Source organism: Streptomyces sp. NPDC007863, from assembly GCF_040633895.1.
In the GTDB taxonomy this organism is placed as follows: domain Bacteria; phylum Actinomycetota; class Actinomycetes; order Streptomycetales; family Streptomycetaceae; genus Streptomyces.
In genome coordinates this window covers 157,721-177,694 of sequence record NZ_JBEYEI010000002.1, presented here as the reverse complement: position 1 = coordinate 177,694, position 19,974 = coordinate 157,721, and the positions used below count along the sequence as shown (strand labels likewise).

General features: G+C 73.2%; 18 protein-coding genes. 13 read left to right on the top strand and 5 right to left on the bottom strand.

Annotation, left to right across the window (positions count from 1 at the left end; all coding sequences use genetic code 11):
• Nucleotides 1–156: 156 nt before the first annotated feature.
• The 5 genes from lpdA (at nt 157) to ABZ621_RS03405 (ending at nt 8,128) form a co-directional block, all read left to right on the top strand.
• On the top strand, nt 157–1,545 hold the full coding sequence (lpdA, locus tag ABZ621_RS03425) for a dihydrolipoyl dehydrogenase (RefSeq protein WP_360600218.1): 1,389 nt from the start codon (nt 157–159) through the stop codon (nt 1,543–1,545).
• A gap of 62 nt (nt 1,546–1,607) precedes the next feature.
• Complete coding sequence (sucB, locus tag ABZ621_RS03420; RefSeq protein ID WP_360600217.1) at nt 1,608–3,392, top strand: 2-oxoglutarate dehydrogenase, E2 component, dihydrolipoamide succinyltransferase; 1,785 nt, start codon at nt 1,608–1,610, stop codon at nt 3,390–3,392.
• A 132-nt stretch (nt 3,393–3,524) separates the two neighbouring features.
• The gene (locus ABZ621_RS03415; protein WP_360600215.1) at nt 3,525–4,148 is read left to right on the top strand and encodes a GntR family transcriptional regulator; all 624 of its coding nucleotides are present in this window, start codon (nt 3,525–3,527) and stop codon (nt 4,146–4,148) included.
• A 274-nt stretch (nt 4,149–4,422) separates the two neighbouring features.
• Nucleotides 4,423–7,125: a pyruvate dehydrogenase (acetyl-transferring), homodimeric type gene (gene aceE / locus ABZ621_RS03410; protein ID WP_360600213.1), complete on the top strand. Its 2,703-nt coding sequence runs from the start codon at nt 4,423–4,425 to the stop codon at nt 7,123–7,125.
• A gap of 37 nt (nt 7,126–7,162) precedes the next feature.
• Nucleotides 7,163–8,128: a YafY family protein gene (locus tag ABZ621_RS03405; RefSeq protein ID WP_360600211.1), complete on the top strand. Its 966-nt coding sequence runs from the start codon at nt 7,163–7,165 to the stop codon at nt 8,126–8,128.
• On the opposite strand, the gene ABZ621_RS03400 is transcribed toward ABZ621_RS03405, so the two are convergent.
• The gene (locus ABZ621_RS03400; protein ID WP_360600209.1) at nt 8,119–9,048 is read right to left on the bottom strand and encodes an SDR family oxidoreductase; all 930 of its coding nucleotides are present in this window, start codon (nt 9,046–9,048) and stop codon (nt 8,119–8,121) included. The two genes, ABZ621_RS03405 and ABZ621_RS03400, sit on opposite strands and share 10 nt — an antisense overlap.
• A 98-nt stretch (nt 9,049–9,146) precedes the next feature.
• On the opposite strand from ABZ621_RS03400, the gene ABZ621_RS03395 reads away from it, so the two are divergent.
• Nucleotides 9,147–9,671 (top strand): DUF4240 domain-containing protein, encoded by a 525-nt coding sequence (locus tag ABZ621_RS03395; RefSeq protein WP_360600803.1) that lies wholly within the window; start codon nt 9,147–9,149, stop codon nt 9,669–9,671.
• Nucleotides 9,672–9,703: 32 nt separating this feature from the next.
• Here the strand turns inward: ABZ621_RS03395 and ABZ621_RS03390 are convergent, their stop codons facing one another.
• Nucleotides 9,704–10,498 carry an SDR family oxidoreductase gene (locus ABZ621_RS03390; RefSeq protein ID WP_360600207.1) on the bottom strand — a complete coding sequence of 265 codons (795 nt, stop codon included), beginning with the start codon at nt 10,496–10,498 and terminating at the stop codon, nt 9,704–9,706.
• Between the two features lie 118 nt (nt 10,499–10,616).
• Between ABZ621_RS03390 and ABZ621_RS03385 the strand changes: the two genes are divergently transcribed.
• On the top strand, nt 10,617–11,270 hold the full coding sequence (locus tag ABZ621_RS03385) for a TetR family transcriptional regulator (RefSeq protein ID WP_360600205.1): 654 nt from the start codon (nt 10,617–10,619) through the stop codon (nt 11,268–11,270).
• Nucleotides 11,271–11,428: 158 nt separating this feature from the next.
• Here the strand turns inward: ABZ621_RS03385 and ABZ621_RS03380 are convergent, their stop codons facing one another.
• Nucleotides 11,429–11,929, bottom strand: coding sequence for a GNAT family N-acetyltransferase (locus tag ABZ621_RS03380; RefSeq protein WP_360600203.1), 501 nt, complete (start codon nt 11,927–11,929; stop codon nt 11,429–11,431).
• Between the two features lie 47 nt (nt 11,930–11,976).
• Between ABZ621_RS03380 and ABZ621_RS03375 the strand changes: the two genes are divergently transcribed.
• Nucleotides 11,977–12,891: a TIGR01777 family oxidoreductase gene (locus ABZ621_RS03375; RefSeq protein ID WP_360600201.1), complete on the top strand. Its 915-nt coding sequence runs from the start codon at nt 11,977–11,979 to the stop codon at nt 12,889–12,891.
• A 186-nt stretch (nt 12,892–13,077) separates the two neighbouring features.
• The gene (locus tag ABZ621_RS03370) at nt 13,078–14,418 is read left to right on the top strand and encodes an NAD(P)/FAD-dependent oxidoreductase (protein WP_360600200.1); all 1,341 of its coding nucleotides are present in this window, start codon (nt 13,078–13,080) and stop codon (nt 14,416–14,418) included.
• A 13-nt stretch (nt 14,419–14,431) separates the two neighbouring features.
• Here ABZ621_RS03370 and ABZ621_RS03365 read toward each other — a convergent pair whose 3' ends face one another.
• A complete protein-coding gene (locus ABZ621_RS03365; protein ID WP_360600198.1) occupies nt 14,432–15,931 on the bottom strand; it encodes a regulator in 1,500 nt (499 codons plus the stop codon).
• 319 nt (nt 15,932–16,250) lie between these two features.
• Here ABZ621_RS03365 and lipB point away from each other — a divergent pair, with 319 nt between their 5' ends.
• The 4 genes from lipB (at nt 16,251) to ABZ621_RS03345 (ending at nt 19,308) form a co-directional block, all read left to right on the top strand.
• On the top strand, nt 16,251–17,060 hold the full coding sequence (lipB, locus tag ABZ621_RS03360; RefSeq protein WP_360600196.1) for a lipoyl(octanoyl) transferase LipB: 810 nt from the start codon (nt 16,251–16,253) through the stop codon (nt 17,058–17,060).
• 102 nt (nt 17,061–17,162) lie between these two features.
• A complete protein-coding gene (lipA, locus tag ABZ621_RS03355; RefSeq protein WP_360600194.1) occupies nt 17,163–18,131 on the top strand; it encodes a lipoyl synthase in 969 nt (322 codons plus the stop codon).
• Nucleotides 18,132–18,371: 240 nt separating this feature from the next.
• Nucleotides 18,372–18,587, top strand: coding sequence for a hypothetical protein (locus tag ABZ621_RS03350; RefSeq protein WP_351109150.1), 216 nt, complete (start codon nt 18,372–18,374; stop codon nt 18,585–18,587).
• Nucleotides 18,588–18,597: 10 nt separating this feature from the next.
• The gene (locus ABZ621_RS03345; RefSeq protein ID WP_360600192.1) at nt 18,598–19,308 is read left to right on the top strand and encodes a DUF4191 domain-containing protein; all 711 of its coding nucleotides are present in this window, start codon (nt 18,598–18,600) and stop codon (nt 19,306–19,308) included.
• 84 nt (nt 19,309–19,392) lie between these two features.
• On the opposite strand, the gene ABZ621_RS03340 is transcribed toward ABZ621_RS03345, so the two are convergent.
• Nucleotides 19,393–19,860, bottom strand: coding sequence for an RDD family protein (locus tag ABZ621_RS03340; RefSeq protein ID WP_360600190.1), 468 nt, complete (start codon nt 19,858–19,860; stop codon nt 19,393–19,395).
• Nucleotides 19,861–19,974 lie beyond the last annotated feature (114 nt).

The window sequence follows — 19,974 nt, the reverse complement described above, 5'->3', positions numbered from 1 at the left end:
CCGGCCCCGCGTCCCGCCATCCGTCAACAAGTGCGAAGATGGGTTCTCGGCAGGACAGGGCCCCCACCACAGGGCCGAAATAATGCGGCCGGACACCGGAGCCGCCGCCCGGTCATCGACGACCGGCGACGAGCGCACATGCATGGAGGACGTGACGTGGCGAACGACGCCAGCACCGTTTTCGACCTAGTGATCCTCGGCGGCGGTAGCGGCGGTTACGCCGCGGCGCTGCGCGGAGCGCAGCTGGGCCTGGACGTCGCACTCATCGAGAAGAACAAGCTCGGCGGCACCTGCCTGCACAACGGCTGCATCCCGACGAAGGCCCTGCTGCACGCCGGCGAGGTCGCCGACCAGGCCCGTGAGGCCGAGCAGTTCGGTGTCAAGGCCTCCTTCGAGGGCATCGACATCAAGGCCGTGCACAAGTACAAGGACGACGTGATCGCGGGCCTGTACAAGGGTCTGCAGGGTCTCGTCGCCTCGCGCAAGGTGACCTACATCGAGGGCACCGGTCATCTGTCCTCCCCCACCTCGGTCGACGTCGACGGGCGCCGGGTCGAGGGCCGCCACATCCTCCTCGCGACCGGTTCCGTGCCGAAGTCCCTGCCGGGCCTGGAGATCGACGGCAACCGCATCATCACCTCGGACCACGCCCTCACCCTGGACCGTGTGCCGGAGTCCGCCATCATCCTCGGCGGCGGTGTGATCGGCGTCGAGTTCGCCTCCGCGTGGAAGTCCTTCGGCACCGACGTGACGGTGATCGAGGGCATGAAGCACCTCGTGCCGGTCGAGGACGAGAACAGCTCGAAGCTCCTGGAGCGCGCCTTCCGCAAGCGGGGCATCAAGTTCAACCTCGGCACCTTCTTCCAGAGCGCCGAGTACACCGAGAACGGCGTGAAGGTCACCCTCGCCGACGGCAAGACCTTCGAGGCCGAGGTGCTGCTCGTCGCCATCGGCCGCGGCCCGGTCTCGGCCGGCCTCGGCTACGAGGAGCAGGGCGTCGCGATGGACCGCGGCTACGTCCTGGCCGACGAGTACATGCGCACCAACGTGCCCACGATCTCCGCCGTCGGCGACCTGGTCCCGACCCTCCAGCTGGCGCACGTCGGCTTCGCCGAGGGCATCCTCGTCGCGGAGCGGCTGGCCGGCCTGAAGCCCGTCCCGATCGACTACGACGGCGTGCCGCGGGTGACGTACTGCCACCCCGAGGTCGCCTCCGTCGGCATCACCGAGGCCAAGGCCAAGGAGCTGTACGGCGCGGACAAGGTCGTCGCCCTCAAGTACAACCTCGGCGGCAACGGCAAGAGCAAGATCCTGAAGACCGCCGGCGAGATCAAGCTGGTGCAGGTCAAGGACGGTGCCGTCGTCGGCGTCCACATGGTCGGCGACCGCATGGGCGAGCAGGTCGGCGAAGCGCAGCTGATCTACAACTGGGAGGCGCTGCCGGCCGAGGTGGCGCAGCTCATCCACGCCCACCCGACCCAGAACGAGGCGCTCGGCGAGGCCCACCTGGCCCTGGCCGGCAAGCCGCTGCACGCACACGACTGACGCTCACGTCATCACAGGGCGCGACGACAAACTTCCGCAATTCGTTAGGAGCAACTGAAACCATGTCGGTTTCCGTAACCCTGCCGGCGCTCGGCGAGAGCGTCACCGAGGGCACCGTCACCCGCTGGCTCAAGGCCGAGGGCGAGCGCGTCGAGGCTGACGAGCCGCTGCTCGAGGTCTCGACCGACAAGGTCGACACCGAGATCCCCGCCCCCGCCTCCGGCATCCTCGCCTCCATCAAGGTGGCCGAGGACGAGACCGTCGAGGTGGGCGCCGAGCTCGCCATCATCGACGACGGCACGGGCGCCCCCGCCGCCGCCCCGGCCCCCGCCGCCGAGGCCGCTCCGGCTCCGGCCGCCGCCCCGGCCCCCGTGGCCGAGGCCCCGGCCGCCCCGGCGCCCGCCGCCGAGGCCGCTCCGGCCGCCGCCCCCGCCGGCGGCGCCCAGGGCACCGACGTCGTGCTGCCGGCGCTCGGCGAGTCCGTCACCGAGGGCACCGTCACCCGCTGGCTGAAGTCGGTCGGCGAGACCGTCGAGGCCGACGAGCCGCTGCTCGAGGTCTCCACGGACAAGGTCGACACCGAGATCCCCGCCCCCGCCTCCGGCGTTCTCCTGGAGATCGTCGTCGCCGAGGACGAGACCGCCGAGGTCGGCGCCAAGCTCGCCGTCATCGGTGCCGCGGGTGCCGCTCCGGCCGCCGCCCCGGCCCCGGCTCCGGCCGCCCCCGCCGCGGCTCCGGCCCCGGCCGCCGCGGCTCCGGCCCCGGCCGCCCCGGCTCCGGCCCCCGCGCCGGTCGCCCCGGCCGCTCCGGCCGCCGCCCCGGCTCCGGTCGCCCCGGCCGCGCCGTCGATCGCGCCGGCCGTCGTCACCCCGGTCCCGGCCACGCCGGCCCCGGCCGCCGCTCCGGCGGAGGACGGCGCCTACGTGACCCCGCTGGTCCGCAAGCTCGCCACCGAGAACGGTGTCGACCTGGCGGCCGTCAAGGGCTCCGGCGTCGGCGGCCGCATCCGCAAGCAGGACGTCCTCGCGGCCGCCGAGGCCAAGAAGGCCGCCGCTGCCGCCCCCGTCGCCGCTCCGGCCGCCGCCGCGGCCGCCTCTTCGCGGACTCCCGCCCTCGAGGTCTCCCCGCTGCGTGGCCAGACGGTCAAGATGACCCGCATGCGCAAGGTCATCGGCGACAACATGATGAAGGCGCTGCACTCGCAGGCCCAGCTGACCTCGGTCGTCGAGGTCGACATCACCAAGCTGATGCAGATGCGCGCCCGCGCCAAGGACGCCTTCGCCGCCCGTGAGGGCGTCAAGCTCTCCCCGATGCCGTTCTTCGTGAAGGCGGCGGCCCAGGCGCTGAAGGCCCACCCGGTCATCAACGCCCGGATCAACGAGGACGAGGGCACGATCACCTACTTCGACTCCGAGAACATCGGGATCGCGGTGGACTCCGAGAAGGGTCTGATGACCCCGGTCATCAAGGGTGCGGGCGACCTCAACATCGCCGGCATCTCCAAGAAGACCGCGGAGCTCGCGGGCGCCGTGCGCGCCGGCAAGATCACGCCGGACGACCTGGCCGGCGCCACCTTCACCATCTCCAACACCGGTTCGCGCGGTGCGCTGTTCGACACCGTCATCGTTCCGCCGAACCAGGTCGCCATCCTGGGCATCGGCGCCACGGTGAAGCGTCCGGCCGTCATCGAGACCGCCGAGGGCACGGTCATCGGCATCCGCGACATGACCTACCTGTCGCTGTCGTACGACCACCGCCTGGTGGACGGCGCCGACGCCGCCCGCTACCTGACGGCCGTCAAGGCGATCCTGGAGGCCGGCGAGTTCGAGGTGGACCTCGGCCTGTAAGGCGCGATGAGGCTTTCCGCCTCGGAGGCAACGTAACGAGCCTCACCAGCGGTGTCCCCGTCCGGATGTGTGTCCGGGCGGGGACACCGCCGTATTGTCTAAGGGTCACGAAACTCCCGGAGGAGCCGCTCCATGACCGTCCCCGTCGTCCACTCGCTGCGCGAGCAGATCCGCGAGCACATCGTGGAGGGGATCGTCAGCGGCCGCTGGAAGCCGGGCGAGCGGATCGTGGAGCGCCGGATCGCGACCGAGCTGGAGGTCTCCCAGACCCCGGTCCGCGAGGCGCTGCGGGAGCTGGAGTCGCTGCGGCTGATCGAGTCGGCGCCGAACAAGGGCGTCCGGGTCCGCAACCTCACCGCGGCCGACCTGGAGGAGAGTTATCCGGTCCGGGCCGGTCTGGAGCAGATCGCGGCCGAGCTGGCCGCGCCCCGGCTCTCGTCCGACTGCTCGACCCTCGAACCGCACGTGGCGGCGCTGTACGAGGCCGACGCGACCTCCGACGGCACGGCACAGGTCCGGCACACGGTGGCCTTCCACCGCGAGCTGGTGAAGGCGGCCGGAAACAGTGTGCTGCTTCACACCTGGGAGGGGCTCGGCATCGAGGTCTTCACGGCGTTGTCGATCCGCTGGCTGGGAACGGTGCAGAAGTCGTACGCGGAGGAGCACCAGGAGCTGGTGGAGGCCTTCCGCCGGGGCGATCCGAACATCGGCGCCCTGGTGAAGGCGCACGTGCTGGGCTGCGCTCCTCGCGCCTGAAGCGTTTTCCCTGCTCAGAGCCGTATCCAAGCCCCGTTTCGACGGGGCTTCGAGCGTTTCGGGACCGTTCGAAGACAAGGCACCGGGTGCCCCTTTTCGCGGCACCCTGTGCCGACTTTCTCGATCTGAAGAGGTTTCCTCCTTCAACCCTTTGATCGATCATCGATCGGCGGTTTACAGTCTTCGGCGGGCCGTCACCCGGCCCACAGCCCTGTCCTGCCAGACAAGGCCACCGTTTTTATCTCCACCCCCATCTGTCCGGAAGGCGGCGATCATGACCGATCCCGTAGGCAAGATTCCGAGCGAGCTCGACCAGCTCCCGGACCGTGACACCGAGGAGACCGCCGAGTGGGCGGCCTCCCTGGACGCCGTCACCAAGGCCGCCGGCCCTCACCGGGCCGCCTACCTGATGCGCCGCACGCTCCAGCACGCCGAGGGCGCGGGCCTGGCCCTGCCCAAGCTCCTGGAGACGGACTACGTCAACACCATCCCCACCTCCTCCGAGCCCGCCGTCGACGGCGACGAGGAGATGGAGCGGAAGATCACCGCGTGGAACCGCTGGAACGCGGCCGCGATGGTCACCCGCGGCTCGAAGCACGGCGTCGGCGGCCACATCGCCACCTTCGCCTCCGCGGCCTGGCTCTACGAGACCGGCTTCAACCACTTCTTCCAGGGCAAGGAGGGGGACGGCTCCGGCGACCAGCTCTACATCCAGGGCCACGCCTCCCCCGGCATCTACGCCCGCGCCTTCCTCGACGGCCGCCTGGACGAGTCGCACCTCGACAACTTCCGGCAGGAGTCGGGCGGCAACGGCCTGCCCTCCTACCCGCACCCGCGCCGCCTGCCCTGGCTGTGGGAGTTCCCCACCGTCTCCATGGGCCTCGGCCCGCTCTCCGCGATCTACCAGGCGCGCTTCAACCGCTACCTGACCAACCGCGGCATCAAGGACGTCTCCGCCTCGCACGTCTGGGCCTTCCTCGGCGACGGCGAGATGGACGAGCCCGAGTCGACCGCGGCACTCGCGCTCGCGGCCCGCGAGGGTCTGGACAACCTGACCTTCGTCATCAACTGCAACCTGCAGCGTCTCGACGGCCCGGTCCGCGCCAACTTCAAGATCGTGCAGGAGCTGGAGGCCCAGTTCCGCGGCGCCGGCTGGAACGTCGTCAAGAGCCTCTGGGGCAACGCCTGGGACGAGCTCTTCGCGCTCGACACCACCGGCGCCCTGGTCCGCCGCCTCCGCGAGGTGCCGGACGCGCAGGTCCAGACGTACCAGACCCGTGACGCCGCCTACATCCGCCAGGACTTCTTCGGCAAGGACCCGGCGCTCGTCGCGATGGCGCAGCTGCTCTCCGACGACAAGATCCTGGAGTGCTTCCACCTCTCGCGCGGTGGCCACGAGCCGCGCAAGGTGTACGCCGCGTACAAGGCCGCCGTGGAGTTCAAGGGCGCCCCGACCGTGATCCTGGCGCAGACCGTCAAGGGCTTCACCCTGGGTGAGGGCTTCGCGTCGAAGAACGCGAACCACCAGATGAAGAAGCTGACGACGGACGAGTTCAAGAACATGCGTGACCTTCTTGAGCTGCCGATCTCGGACGCCCAGTTCGTCGACGGCGTGGTGCCCTACGGCCACCCGGGCGCCGACTCCCCCGAGGTCCGCTACCTCAAGGAGCGCCGCGCTGCCCTCGGCGGCCCCGCCCCGGCCCGCCGCGTCCACCCGGTCGCGCCGCTCCCGGCCCCGTCCGAGAAGGCCTTCGCCTCCTTCGACAAGGGCTCCGGCTCGCAGTCGGTCGCCACCACGATGGCCTTCGTCCGTCTGGTGAAGGACCTGGTCCGCGACAAGGAGACCGGCAAGCGCTGGGTCCCGATCGTCCCGGACGAGGCCCGTACCTTCGGCATGGAGTCCCTCTTCCCCTCGCTCGGCATCTACTCGCCGAAGGGCCAGACGTACGAGCCGGTCGACCGCGACCAGCTGATGTACTACAAGGAGGCCGTCAACGGCCAGATCCTGAACGAGGGCATCACCGAGGCCGGCTCGATGGCCGACTTCATCGCCGCGTCGACCGCGTACTCCACGCACGGCGAGACGATGATCCCGTTCTACATCTTCTACTCGATGTTCGGCTGGCAGCGGACCGCCGACCAGATGTGGCAGCTCGGCGACCAGCTCGGCCGCGGCTTCCTCGTCGGCGCCACCGCCGGCCGTACGACGCTGACCGGTGAGGGCCTGCAGCACGCCGACGGCCACTCCCCCGTCATCGCGGCCACCAACCCGGCCGCCCTGACCTACGACCCGGCGTTCGCCTACGAGGTCGCGGCCATCGTCAAGGAGGGTCTGCGCCGGATGTACGGCGAGGCCGCGCCGGGCGAGGACCAGGACGTCTTCTACTACCTGACGGTCTACAACGAGCCGATGCCGCAGCCGGCCAAGCCGGGCCACGCGGGCGTCGACGAGGGCATCGTCAAGGGCCTCTACCGCTTCAACACCGCGGAGTCGGCCGGCCTGACGCTGCCCGCCAACGCCCCCCGGATCCAGCTGCTCGGCTCGGGCACCGCGATCCACTGGGCCCTTGAGGCGCAGAAGCTGCTCGCCGAGGAGTGGGGCGTGGGCGCCGACGTGTGGTCCGCCACCTCCTGGACCGAGCTGCGCCGCGACGCCCTGGAGGCGGACGCCGCCCTCCTGCGCGGCGAGGAGCGCGTGCCGTACGTGCGCCAGGCCCTCGCGGGCGTCGAGTCGCCGGTCCTGGCGGTCTCCGACTACATGCGCCAGGTCCCTGACCAGATCGCGCAGTGGGTCGAGCAGGACTACTCGTCGCTGGGCGCCGACGGCTTCGGCCTCTCGGACACCCGCGCCGCGGCCCGCCGCCACTTCGGTGTCGACGCCCAGTCGATCGTGGCCGCGTCCCTGGCCCGGCTCGCCCGCCGCGGCGAGGTCCCGGCCACGGCCGTGAAGGAGGCGCGCGAGCGCTACGGCCTGTAGGGGTCGGTTGTCGGTGGCGGCGCGCATGATGTGAGTCATGCGCGCCGCCCGACTCATCAAGATGGTCCTGCTCCTCCAGAACCGCCCGTCCATGACGGCGGCCGAGCTCGCCGCCGAGCTGGAGGTGTCGGAGCGGACCGTCACGCGTGATGCCCTCGCCCTCTCGGAGGCGGGGGTTCCCGTGTATGCGGACCGGGGCAGGACCGGTGGGTACCGGCTGGTCGGCGGGTACCGCACGCGGCTGACCGGGCTCGCCAGGGACGAGGCGGAGGCGCTGTTCCTGTCCGGGCTGCCGGGCGCGCTGCGGGACATGGGCCTGCAGGACGCGGCCTCGGCGGCCCGGCTGAAGGTGTCGGCGGCGCTGCTGCCGTCGCTGGCGGACGCGCCGGGTTCGGCGGCCCGCCGCTTCCATCTGGACGCGCCCGCCTGGTACCGGGAGCCGGAGACGCCGGAGCTGCTGCCCGCGGTGGCGGAGGCGGTCTGGGACGACCGCCGGCTCTCGGCGCGCTACCGGCGGGGCGACGGCGAGGAGGTCGAGCGGGACCTCGATCCGTACGGGCTCGTCCTGAAGGCGGGCGTCTGGTACGTCTGCGCCCGCGCCGGAGGCTCGTACCGCACCTACCGGGTGGACCGGTTCACGGCGGTGGCGGTGGGCGGGGAGCGGTTCGAGCGCGACCCGGACTTCGACCTGGCGGCCTTCTGGGCGGAGCGCGCGGCGGAGTTCGCGCGCTCGCTGCTGCGGGCCGAGGCGGTGGTGCGGCTGACGCCGGAGGGGGCGCGCCGGCTGCCGTACGTGACGGACCGGGCGGCGGCCGAGGAGGCGCTGGCGGGAGCCGTGCCGGAGGGCGACGGCCGGGTGACGGCGACGCTCCGGGTGGAGAACGAGGAGGTCGCCTTCGGGCAGCTCTTCGGGCTCGGCCCGGAGGCGGAGGTGGTGGCCCCCGCCTCCCTGCGCGCGCGCTTCGCCGAGGCCGCGCGGGCGGCGGCGGAGCGCTACCGGTAGTCCTCGACCCGGGTGGCGGGGTCGGTCTCCTTGGCGAGGATGAAGCCCCAGGAGTCGGGCCGGGAGCCGTCCGCGTCGGTCAGGCCGTACTCGCGGGCGAGCATGCCGCTGTCGAGCGACCGGCCGTTCCAGCGGGCGCGGTCCGGGTCGGCGACGAGGGCGGCGATACCCCGGGCGACGTAGACCGGGGACTCGGAGACGCCGAAGTCGGGGAGCTGTTCGGTGGCGTCGCGCCAGGTGTCCTCGGTGACGCCGAAGTGGGAGAGCATCTGCTCGGAGCGGAGCCAGCCGGGGCTGACGCAGACGGCGGTGCCGCCGCTGCCGGCGAGTTCCTTCGCGAGGCCGAAGGCCATCCGGATCGGCGCGTTCTTGGCGAGGTCGTAGAAGAGGTTCTCGCGGTAGTGGGTGTCGTTGTAGGCGGCGGTGCCGTCGGTGACCTCGACGACGAGGCCGCCGGGGTGGCGGATGAGCAGCGGCAGCGCGGTGTGCGAGGTGACGAGGTGGGTGCGGACGCCGAGTTCGAGCATCCGCAGGCCGCCGGCGAGGTCGACGTCCCAGGTGTTCTTGCCGAAGGTGTCGACGAGGAGGTGTTCGCCGCCCCAGACGTCGTTGACGAGGACGTCGAGCCGGCCGTGTTCGCGGTCGATCCGGTCGACGAGGGCGCGGACCTGCTCGGGGTCGAGGTGGTCGGTGGGGACGGCGATGCCCCGGCCGCCGGCGGCGGTCACCAGTTCGGCGGTCTCCTCGATGGTCTCGGTCGCGCGGCCGACCTCGCTGAGCTTCTCGCGGGTGGTGCGGCCGGTGACGTAGACGGTGGCTCCGGCGGTGCCGAGCTGGACGGCGATGGCCCGTCCGGCGCCCCGGGTGGCTCCGGCGACGAGGCAGATCCGTCCGTGCAGCGGCGTGGTTTCGGTGGTCATGGTTCCAGGCTGGCAGGAATACCCGACATCTTCTGTCCGGATGGAATCCGGACTTTCCGGGTGCGTCGGGGTCGGGGAACCAGGATGCTGGTCCCGTGATGGACGAGACCGAGTTCTGGGAGCTCATCGACGCCTCCCGCGCGGACGCCGAGGGCGATCCCGAGGAGCAGGCGGATCTGCTGGTGGAGCGGCTGACCCGGCTGGATCCGGACACGGTGCTCGACTACGCGCGCCATTTCGAGGCCCGGTTCAACCGCGCGTACCACTGGGACGTGTGGGGCGCGGCGGCGGTGCTGCTCGACGGGGCGGGGGCGGCCGAGGAGGGCTTCGACGCCTTCCGCTGCTGGCTGATCGGGCAGGGCCGGGAGGTGTACGAGGGCGGGGTCGCCGATCCGGACGAGCTCGCGGGGCTTCTGGAGGAGTTCGACCCGGAACTGGACGGGGACGGCGAGGAGCTCGGCTTCGCGGCGGACGAGGCGTACGAGACGCTGACCGGGACGGAGACGCCGGACCTGGGGATCGTGATGCCGGACGGCGACCCGGAGGGCGTACCGCTGGACCTGGCCGACGAGGAGGCGCTCGCGGCCCGGCTGCCCCGGTTGTGGGAGCGGTTCAGGCCCTGACCGGCGGGCCGGGCCTGAACCGGGGGCGGCGCTCAGAAGTGGGTGCCGCCGTCGACACGGACCTCGGTGCCGGTGATGAAGCGGCCGTCCTCGGAGGCGAGCATCGCGACGACGCCGGCGACGGTCTCGGGGCCGGCGAAGCCCTGGCCGAGGGCGGGGGCGAGCTTCGTGAAGAGCGACATGTCGGCGTCGGCGGGGAGGCCGGGGCCCACGGACTGCTTGCTGGCGCCGGAGCCGTCGGTCATGCCGGAGGAGATGGAGCCGGGCTGCACGGCGGTGAAGCGGATGCCCTGCTTGGCGTACTCGGCGGCGAGCGCGTGGGTCATGGACTGGATGCCGCCCTTGCTGGCCGCGTAGGCCGCCATGTAGGGGTGGGCGAACATCGCGGACGTGGAGGAGAAGTTGACGACGGCGGCGCCGTCGCCCTCCAGGAGCGCGGGTATGGCCTCGCGGATCATGAGGAAGGTGCCCGTCAGGTTGATCCGGAGCACCTGCTCGAAGGAGTCGAGGCCGGTCTCGTGGGTGTGCGAGGAGCGGAGCACGCCGGCCGCGTTGACCAGCACGTCCAGGCCGCCGAGTGCGGTGACGGCGGCGGCGACGCCGGCGCGTACGGACTCCTCGTCGGCGACGTCGACGACGACCGTGGTGAGGCGGCCGGCGGCGTCGCCGGCCTTGGCGACGGTGTCCTTGAGGCCGTCCTCGCTGATGTCGGCGGCGACGACGCGGCCGCCCTCGGCGAGCATGCGCAGGACGGTGGCCTGGCCGATGCCGGAGCCGCCGCCGGTGACGAGTGCGCGGCGTCCTTCGTAACGGGTGAGCTGGTTCATGGCGGTGACCTCTCGATGTCAAGCTTCTCTGCCTGGCGACCACCGTACGCCGAAGTGGCACGTTTTGCCATCCTTGCAATTCATGCACTCCCGGAGCCCCGGGGCGTACCCTCGTACGGTGAGCCACCGACCCGAGCCGACGACCGCGCCCCCCTCCCTGACCCAGCGCCGCAAGGCCGCCACACAGCTGGACATCGCCCGCGCGGCGGCCGAGCTGTTCAGCGAGGACGGGCCCGACGCCACCACCGCGGAGTCCATCGCCCAGCGGGCCGGGGTCGCACTGCGCACCTTCTACCGCTACTTCCGCTCCAAGCAGGACGCCGTCGCCCCGCTCCTCGCGGGCGGCGCCGACCGCTGGCGGGAGTCGCTCGCCGCCACCGCCCCCGGCACGCCCCTGACGGCCGCCCTGGAGGGCTCGATCGCCGCCTCCCTCACCCCGGTCGACGAGGCCGGGGCGGAGGGCCTGCGCTGGACCCGGGGGCTGCTGCGCGCCTCGGCCGAGGACCCGGCCCTGCGCGCGGTCTGGTACCGGGTCAACCAGGAGTCGGAGGAACGCCTCCGCGAGGTCCTGGCCGCCCTCGCCGGCCCCGGCGCCGACCCGCTGGAGGTCCGGCTCGCCGCGGCGGCCGCCACCGACGCGATCCGGATCGCCCTGGAGAGCTGGGCCGAGTCCGACGACGCCCCCGTGGAGGGCCCCGGCTCCCCCGCCGCCCTCGCCCTGCGCTGCCTGCGCGAGCTGATGGGCGGGGTGGCGCTGTGGGACAGGCCCTAAGCCGTGTCTTTCGGATCAGGCCGGATCAGCTCGCGGCGTCTGGTGCCGTGCATCGCAAGGCGGAGGAGGGAGTCCATGCGGAGCATCGGCGACTGACGACAACGCGGCGAGGCGCGGTGCCAGGCGTCGCGAGCCCGGCCTGATCCGAAAGACACGGCCTAGGGGAGCGAGCGGCCCATCTGGACGTCGTCGGCCGGCTCGCCGTCGAGGACGAACTCGCCGGGGAGGACTCCCTCGACGGTGAAGCCCTCGGCCGCGTAGAGGGCGCGGGCCGGGCCGTTGTGGCCGAGGACCCGCAGGGTGATCCGGGTGGCGCCGTCGGCGGCCGCCTTCGCCAGGGCCGCCCGCAGCAGCGCCCGGCCCACCCCGCGGCCCCGGGCCTCGTCGGCGACGGCGAGGCCCTGGATCTGGCGGACGTGGGCGTTGGAGGCGAGCGGCGTGGGGCGCCCCACCCGCACGTAGCCGAGGAGGGCGCCGTCGTACTCCGCGACGAGGTAGTCCTCCGGCGAGTGGCGCTCGTCGAAGAACGGGGGGTACGGCTCCGAGGGCGCGGGCGCCACCGCGTGCAGCGTCGACCAGGTCGCCCGGTCCAGCAGGCCCAGCGGCTCGGCGTCGCCCGGGACGGCGGTGCGGATCACGAAGCTCTCCGGCTCGGTCATGGCGGCCACTCTGCCACGCCCGGCCGGCCACCGGGCAGGATGGGGGCATGCAGCCTTCCGCCCACCGCAAGCGCGTCGCCGTCACCGGGGCCTCCGGGCTCATCGGCGCCGCCCTCGTCCGCTCCCTGCGCGCCGACGGGCACGACGTCCTGCGGCTCGTCCGCCGCCCGGCCAGGACCGCCGACGAGGTCGAGTGGGACCCGAAGCGGCTGTACGTGGACGGGGCCGGGCTCGTCGGCGTCGACGCGGTCGTGCACCTGGCGGGCGCCGGCGTCGGCGAGCGCCGGTGGACCGAGGCGTACAAGAAGGAGATCCGGGACAGCCGGGTGCTCGGCACCACCGCGATCGCCCGGACCCTCGCCGGGCTCGCCGAGCCGCCCGAGACGCTGGTCTGCGGCACCGCCCTCGGCTTCTACGGCGACACCGGCAGCCTCCCGGTGGACGAGAGCGCCCCGGCCGGCTCCGGCTTCCTGCCCTCGGTGTGCGTGGAGTGGGAGGCCGCCGCGGCGCCCGCCGAGGACGCCGGGATCCGGGTGACGTACGCCCGCACCGGACTGGTGGTGGCCCGTCAGGGCGGCGCCTGGGGGCGGCTCTTCCCGGTCTTCCGGGCCGGGCTCGGCGGACGGATGGGCGACGGCCGGCAGTACTGGTCCTTCATCTCGCTCCACGACGAGGTCGCCGCCCTGCGCCACCTGATGGACACTCCGACGCTCTCCGGGCCGGTGAACCTCACCGCCCCCGAGCCGGTCACCAACCGCGAGGTGACCGCCGCCATGGGCCGCGTCCTGCGCCGCCCGACCCCCTTCCCGGTCCCCGCCGCCGCCCTGAAGCTGGTCCTCGGGGACTTCGCCGCCGACGTCCTCGGCAGCCAGCGGGTGCTGCCCGGGCGCCTGCTCTCCTCCGGCTTCGCCTTCGCCTTCCCCACCATCGACGCGTCGATCCGGGCCGCCGCGCCCCGCTGAGCCGCGCCCGAGCGCTCCCTGCGCTCCCCCGTGCTCCGGCAAGCCCGCCGCGCGCGGGCCCGGTGCCGTGGGAGCGCTGCCTACCCTCGGTGGCCACCAGTCGACATGGATCGCGAACTCGGGCATTCCGGGGGCCGGTTGGGGGCATAGGCCACCAACAGGCGGCGCAGACCTGGGGAGGGGCACGTGCTCAGTACCGCACGCAGCGCACAGCAGGCACAGCACGCGAACGACATCGAGGACGTCGACGTCGTCGTCGTGGGCGCGGGGATCGCCGGGCTCACGGCGGCCCGGCGGCTCACCGGGGCGGGGCTCTCGGTCGCCGTCCTGGAGGCCGGGCCGCACATCGGCGGCCGGCACGCCACCGGCGAGACCGACGGCTTCCGGCTCGACCGGGTGGGCCGGCTGCTCACCCTCGCCCCCGAGGAACTGCGGGCCCTGCCGGGGCTCGGCGGCCTGGTGCCGCGGCCCTTCGCGCCCGGGGTGCTGATCCACACCGACGGGCGGTACGCGCGCTGGGGCGCCCCGCACCCGAGGACCCGCAGGGGCGCGTTCACCGTGGCGCGCGCCCTCGCGAGCGCCCCCCGGCATCCGGCGGCCTCCCTGGACCAGGCGCGGCTCGGCGCCTCGCTGGTGCGGCTCGCGGCGACGCCGACGCAGCGGCTGCTCGCCCGGCCCGAGCGGACCGCGCGGGAGGCGCTGGCGGGCCGGCTGCCGGCCAGGACCGTGCAGACGGTGCTGCGGCCGCTGCTCGCGGCCCTCCTCGCCGACCCGGACCTGGCGGTGTCGAGCCGGCGGGCGGACCTGGCGCTGCGGGCCTTCGCGCGGGGCCGGGTGTCGGTGCCGGAGGGCGGCGCGGCGGCGGTCCCGGAGCGGCTCGCGGCGCTGCTGCCACCGGGCACGGTGCGGACCGGCGTCCGGGTCACGGCGGTGTCGGTGGCCCGGGTCGACACGGCGGAGCACGGGCCGGTCGGCTGCCGGGCGGTGGTCCTGGCGACCGGGGCGCGGAGCGCCGCCGGACTCCTGCCGGGCCTGCGGGTCCCGGCGTACCACCCGGTGACGGTGGTGCACCACACGGCGCCGGCGGCGCCGACGGCGGACCCGACGCTGCTCCTGGAGTCGGACCCGGGCGGGCCGGTGGCGCACACGGCGGTGATGAGCGCGGTGGACCCGACGCGGGCGCCGGCGGGCCGGCCGCTGATCACCTCGACGGTCCTCGGGACGCCGCCGGACGACGCCGAGCGGCGGGTCCGCAAGCACCTGGCGGCGCTGTACGGCACCTCCACGGACGAGTGGGAGCTGCTGGCCCTGCACCACACCCGGGACGCGGTCCTGGCGACTCCCCCGGCGCACGACCCCTGCCGCTCGGTGCGGCTGCTCGCGGGCCTGTACGTCTGCGGCGACCACCGCGCGGCGGGCACCCTGCGCTCCACGCTGGCCTCCGGCGAGCGCGCCGCGGACGCCGTCCTCGCCGACCTGGGGCTGCGCCCCGCGGTCCTGGAGGAGACGGAGGAGGAGGCGGCCTGACGCCGGGCCCCGGTCAGCCGAGGGCGGAGACGCGGTCGCGGTAGGTGCGGACGGGCGGGGCGTCGCGGTAGGGCTCCAGGCGGCGCTCGAATTCGCGGACGTACTCGATCGCGCGGGCCGAGCGCATCTCGGCGGCCTGCTGGGCGGCCTCGGCGCCGAGGGCGCACGCCTGGTCCAGCTCGCCGAGGGCGAGCCGGGCGGTGGCGAGGACGACCCGGCAGAAGAGCCGGCTGCGGGCGTAGCCGGGGGCGCGGAGCTGGAGGGCCCGCTCGGCGTGCTGGGCGGCGGGGCGGTACTGCTGGAGGTCGCGGTGGCAGTGGCTCAGCTCGTCGGCGAGCTGGGCCTCGTCGAAGGCGCGGGCCCAGTAGGGCACCTCGTCGCCGGGCCGGGCGGACTCCAGGGCCCGCTCGGCCCGCACGAGGGCGGAGCTGCACGCCCGGGCCTCGGAGAGGACGGCGTGTCCCCGGGCCTCGATGGCGTGCAGCATCGCCTGGACGACCGGGGGCGCGGCGGAGCCGACGCCCTGCTGGGCGACCCGGGCGAGCTGGACGGCCTCGCGCCCGTGGCCGAGGTAGACGGCCTGGCAGCTCATGGTGAGCAGGACGTACGAGCCGTAGGCCCGGTCCCCGGCGGCCTGGGCGAGCCGCAGCGCCTGGACGAAGTAGCGCTGGGCGAGGCCGTGGGCGGCGATGTCGTACGAGGTCCAGCCGGCGAGCCGGGTGAGGTCGGCGGCGGCGGCGAAGAGGCGCCGGCCGGTGGCCTCGCCGTAGGTGCCGCGGAGCATCGGCTCGGCCTCGTGCTCCAGGTAGCGGACGAGGGCCTGGCGGGCGTGGCCGCCGCCGTAGGCGTGGTCGAGGGTGCGGAAGAGGTCGCCGACGGAGCGGAGGGCGGCGATGTCGCCGCCGGTGACGCGCTGGCCGGGGCCGCGTTCCGTGCCGCGCTGGCGGGGCACGGAGTAGCGGCCCTGCGGCGGCACCCGGGGGTCCTGGGTCCCGATCGCGCGGACCGGGCCGCCGGGGGCGGCCGGGCGGACCGGTGGCGGCGGGGGCACCGGCTCGCCGCGGGCGACGCGGTCGTCGGCGCGGCCGATGAGCCAGTCGCGGCTGGGCACGACGAGGCCGGCCGGGGTGAAGGCGATCTTGCGGAGCTCGGCGTGGCTGCCGGAGTCCTTGCGCCACAGGCCGCTGACGATGTCGACGGCCTCCTCGGGGGTGGCGGCGAACTCCAGGCCCGCGTAGACCGGCGCGCAGGCGTCGAGGCCGAGGTCCTGGGCGGTGAGGCGGCGGCCGAGGCGGCGGGTGAAGACCTCGGCGATGAGGGCCGGCGTGGTGCCGCGCGGCTGCTGCCCGCGCAGCCAGCGGGTCACGGAGGTCTTGTCGTACCGCAGGTCGAGCCCGTGCTCCAGACCGAGCTGGTCCACCCTTCTGGCGAGCCCGGCGTTGGAGAACCCGGCCTCGGCGATGAGCGCGGCGAGCTGGCGGTTCGGGACGCGCTGCGGTGGTCGTTCCGTCATCGGCTGTGCGGTCTCCTGCCTTCGGGCGCAGGTGGCAGCCCGTTTTCGACCCTCATGGAACGGCGTGAATGTAGCGGTCATCCCGGCCCGTACCGCCAGCTTCGCCCCACATTCATCCGATCGTGTGAGGAACCGGAACCCTCGTTGCCACTTCGCGCTGACAGCGGCCCGGGCCCGCACCCGTCTCCACCTGCCCGATGGGTTCGCGGCGCGCCGCCGTACAGTGGCAGGGGCGCGTAAGACGCAGGGTGCCGGGCCGGCTCCCGCCCCGGGACGATCCCCGGAACCCGGCCGCGGGCACCCAGGAGGAGGCATGGCCGTGAGTGAGCTGCAATTCGTCCGCCTGGGCTTCGGCACGGACGCCGTCGAGTACCGGACGGCCTGGGACAAGCAGCGCGAGGTGCACGCAGCGCGGTTCGCCGACGAGATCGGCGACACCTGTCTGCTCCTGGAACACCCGCCGGTCTACACGGCGGGCCGGCGCACGCAGGACAGCGAGCGCCCGCTCGACGGGACCCCGGTCGTCGACGTCGACCGCGGCGGCAAGATCACCTGGCACGGCCCGGGCCAGCTGGTCGGCTACCCCATCCTCAAGCTGCCCCGCCCGGTGGACGTCGTCGCGCACGTGCGCCGCCTGGAGGAGGCGCTGATCCGGACCGCCGCCGAGTTCGGCGTGGCGACCACCCGGATCGAGGGGCGCAGCGGCGTCTGGGTCCTCGGCGACCCGGTCGAGCAGCGGCCCTCCCTCGGCGGGCTCTCGCTGGACTTCGACCCGCGGCTGACGGACGAGGAGTTCGACCCGCGGCTGCACGGCCCCGAGTACGCCCCCTCCAACGCCGGCCAGCGCCGCGAGGACCGGAAGCTGGCCGCCATCGGCATCCGCGTCGCCAAGGGCGTCACGATGCACGGCTTCTCCTTCAACGTGAACCCGGACAACGCCTGGTTCGACCGGATCATCCCGTGCGGCATCCGCGACGCGGGCGTCGCCTCGCTCGCCAACGAGCTGGGCCGCGACATCACCGTCGAGGAGGTCCTCCCGGTGGTCGAGAGGCACCTGCGGGACGTGCTGGAGAACGCGGAGCTCAAGCCGCGCGAGATCGAGCGGCCGGTGGAGACGGCGTCCGCCTGAGGAATGCCGGGCTCTGGCCACGGGTTGGCCAGACGTAGCAAGGCATGGAAGCAACGGGCGTACCCTGGTGTGCGCCGAAGAATCGAAGCTACAGGAGCCGATGTGTCCGCAGTCGCCCCCGACGGACGCAAGATGCTGCGCCTGGAGGTCCGGAACGCCCAGACCCCCATCGAGCGCAAGCCCGAGTGGATCAAGACCCGCGCGAAGATGGGTCCGGAGTACACGAAGATGCAGAGCCTCGTGAAGAGCGAGGGCCTGCACACGGTCTGCCAGGAGGCGGGCTGTCCCAACATCTTCGAGTGCTGGGAGGACCGCGAGGCGACCTTCCTCATCGGCGGTGACCAGTGCACCCGGCGCTGCGACTTCTGCCAGATCGACACCGGCAAGCCGGAGGCCCTCGACCGCGACGAGCCGCGTCGCGTGGGCGAGTCGGTCGTCACGATGGACCTGAACTACGCCACCATCACCGGCGTCGCCCGCGACGACCTGGAGGACGGCGGCGCCTGGCTGTACGCCGAGACCGTGCGCCAGATCCACCAGCAGACCGCCGAGCGCGCCGACGGCCGCACCAAGGTCGAGCTGCTCGCCCCCGACTTCAACGCGGTGCCGGAGCTCCTCAAGGAGGTCTTCGACTCCCGCCCCGAGGTCTTCGCGCACAACGTCGAGACCGTCCCGCGGATCTTCAAGCGGATCCGCCCCGGCTTCCGCTACGAGCGCTCGCTGGACGTCATCACCCAGGCCCGCGACTACGGTCTGGTCACGAAGTCCAACCTGATCCTCGGCATGGGCGAGACCCGCGAGGAGGTCAGCGAGGCGCTGCGGCAGCTGCACGACGCGGGCTGCGAGCTCATCACGATCACCCAGTACCTGCGCCCCTCCGTCCGGCACCACCCGGTGGAGCGCTGGGTGAAGCCGCAGGAGTTCGTGGAGCTCAAGGAGGAGGCCGACGCGATCGGCTTCTCCGGCGTGATGTCGGGCCCGCTGGTCCGCTCCTCGTACCGCGCCGGCCGTCTGTACCAGCAGGCGATCGAGAAGCGCGGCGCGACGGTGGAGGCCGTCCAGGCGGTGTGAGTCCCCGCACATGTTGTTACCCATCGGTAGAGCCGACGGGAGAGCGGCCCGTACGGCCCCGCAGTTCAGCGGGGCGGTGCGGGCCGCTCCGCCGTCCGGGGGTTCCGCATCAGCGTTTCATCAGGGTTTGACCGTCGGGTCATGCCCTGGTAACACCGTTCTGTGAGCATGGTTCCACGCACCGCCACCATCCGCTCGCCCCCCACCTCGTCTCACCCGCTCCCGAGAGAGGACCCCTCCATGCCGGCCGCGTCGACGCACGTCCGCGTCAGTGCCCTCCCGTCCGTCACCGGCGCCCTGCGGGCCGTCGAGGCCCTGTTCCTGGGCGCCGGCCAGCGCACCGCCCGCCGCAACGCCTGGACCTCCGTCCTGGAGGACCGCCGCCGCGCCAAGGACCGCATCGAGGCCCAGCACGTGCTGGAGGCCGCGTCTGGCCGGACGTCGCGGGCCACGTAGACTTCAAGGCATGGCGAGGAAGGCAAACACGGGCGGCGCTGACGCCGCGAACTCAGGGCGACTGAAGCAGATCGCCCTCACGTACAAGATGACCCGGAAGGCCGACCCCAAGGTCGGGCTCGTCGTGGCCGGCGTGGGCATCGTCGTACTCGGTGTCCTCCTCGGTATCGGCTTCCTGATCGGACACCCGGTCTACCTGGGCATCCTGGGCTTCGTCCTGGCGCTCCTGGCGATGGCGATCGTCTTCGGCCGGCGCGCCGAGCGGGCGGCCTTCGGGCAGATGGAGGGCCAGCCGGGCGCGGCCGCGGCGGTGCTGCAGAACATCGGGCGCGGCTGGACGGTCACCCCGGCGGTCGCGATGAACCGCAGCCAGGACGTGGTGCACCGGGCCGTCGGCCGCCAGGGCATCGTCCTGGTCGGCGAGGGCAACCCGAACCGGCTGAAGCCCCTCCTCGTGGCCGAGAAGAAGAAGATGGCCCGCATCCTGGTCGACGTGCCGGTGACGGACATCGTCGTCGGCAACGACGAGGAGCAGGGCCAGGTCCCGCTCAAGAAGGTCCGCACCAAGATGCTGAAGCTGCCCCGGCTGCTCAGCGGCCCCCAGGTGACGGCGGCCAACGACCGGCTGCGCGCGATGGGCGATCTCATGAGCAACATGCCGCTGCCGAAGGGCCCGATGCCCAAGGGCATGAAGATGCCGCGCGGCGGAAAGATGCGCTGACGCGCACGAAGAACCGGAAAAGGCGGTGCCCCGGACCTCCGAGAGGTCCGGGGCACCGCCTTCTGTCGTGGGTACCGCTCCGGCTCAGACCCGCACCTGGACGGCGCCGGAGAAGCGGTCGTGGAGGCCGCGGCCGTCCCGGTCCCAGACCAGGGCGGGGATCGCCAGGCAGGTCAGGGCCGCGCGGAGCACGGCGCGGGGCAGCGAGAGCCGGCCGCCCGCGGCCGAGACGACCCGCAGGCGGAAGAGGAGCTTGCCCGGGGTGGCGCCGACGGTGCCGACGGTGAGGGCGTTCAGGGCGAAGAGGATGAGCAGGGCCCAGTTGCTGGTCGCCTGCCCGTAGCCGTCGGTGATGAGACCGTATGCGATCAGCAGGCACAGGCCCCAGTCCACGGCGAGCGCGCCGAGCCGCGCGCCCGGGCGGGCGATGGAGCCGGGGCCCTCCTCGGGGAGGCCCAGCTGCTGCCCCCGGTAACCGAAGTCCACGCCTGCTTGCTCCGCCGCGGCACGGGGGCCGGAGAGCCACGATCCGAGTGCTTGCCTGTTGTCCACCCGACCACCGTACTGCGCCCGTTTTCGATCACTTCGGTCCGGGTGCGGCTGAGGCGCGACACGGAGGGCCGCCACACGTCCCGGTTAACTTCGACGAAACAAATGGGTCATGCT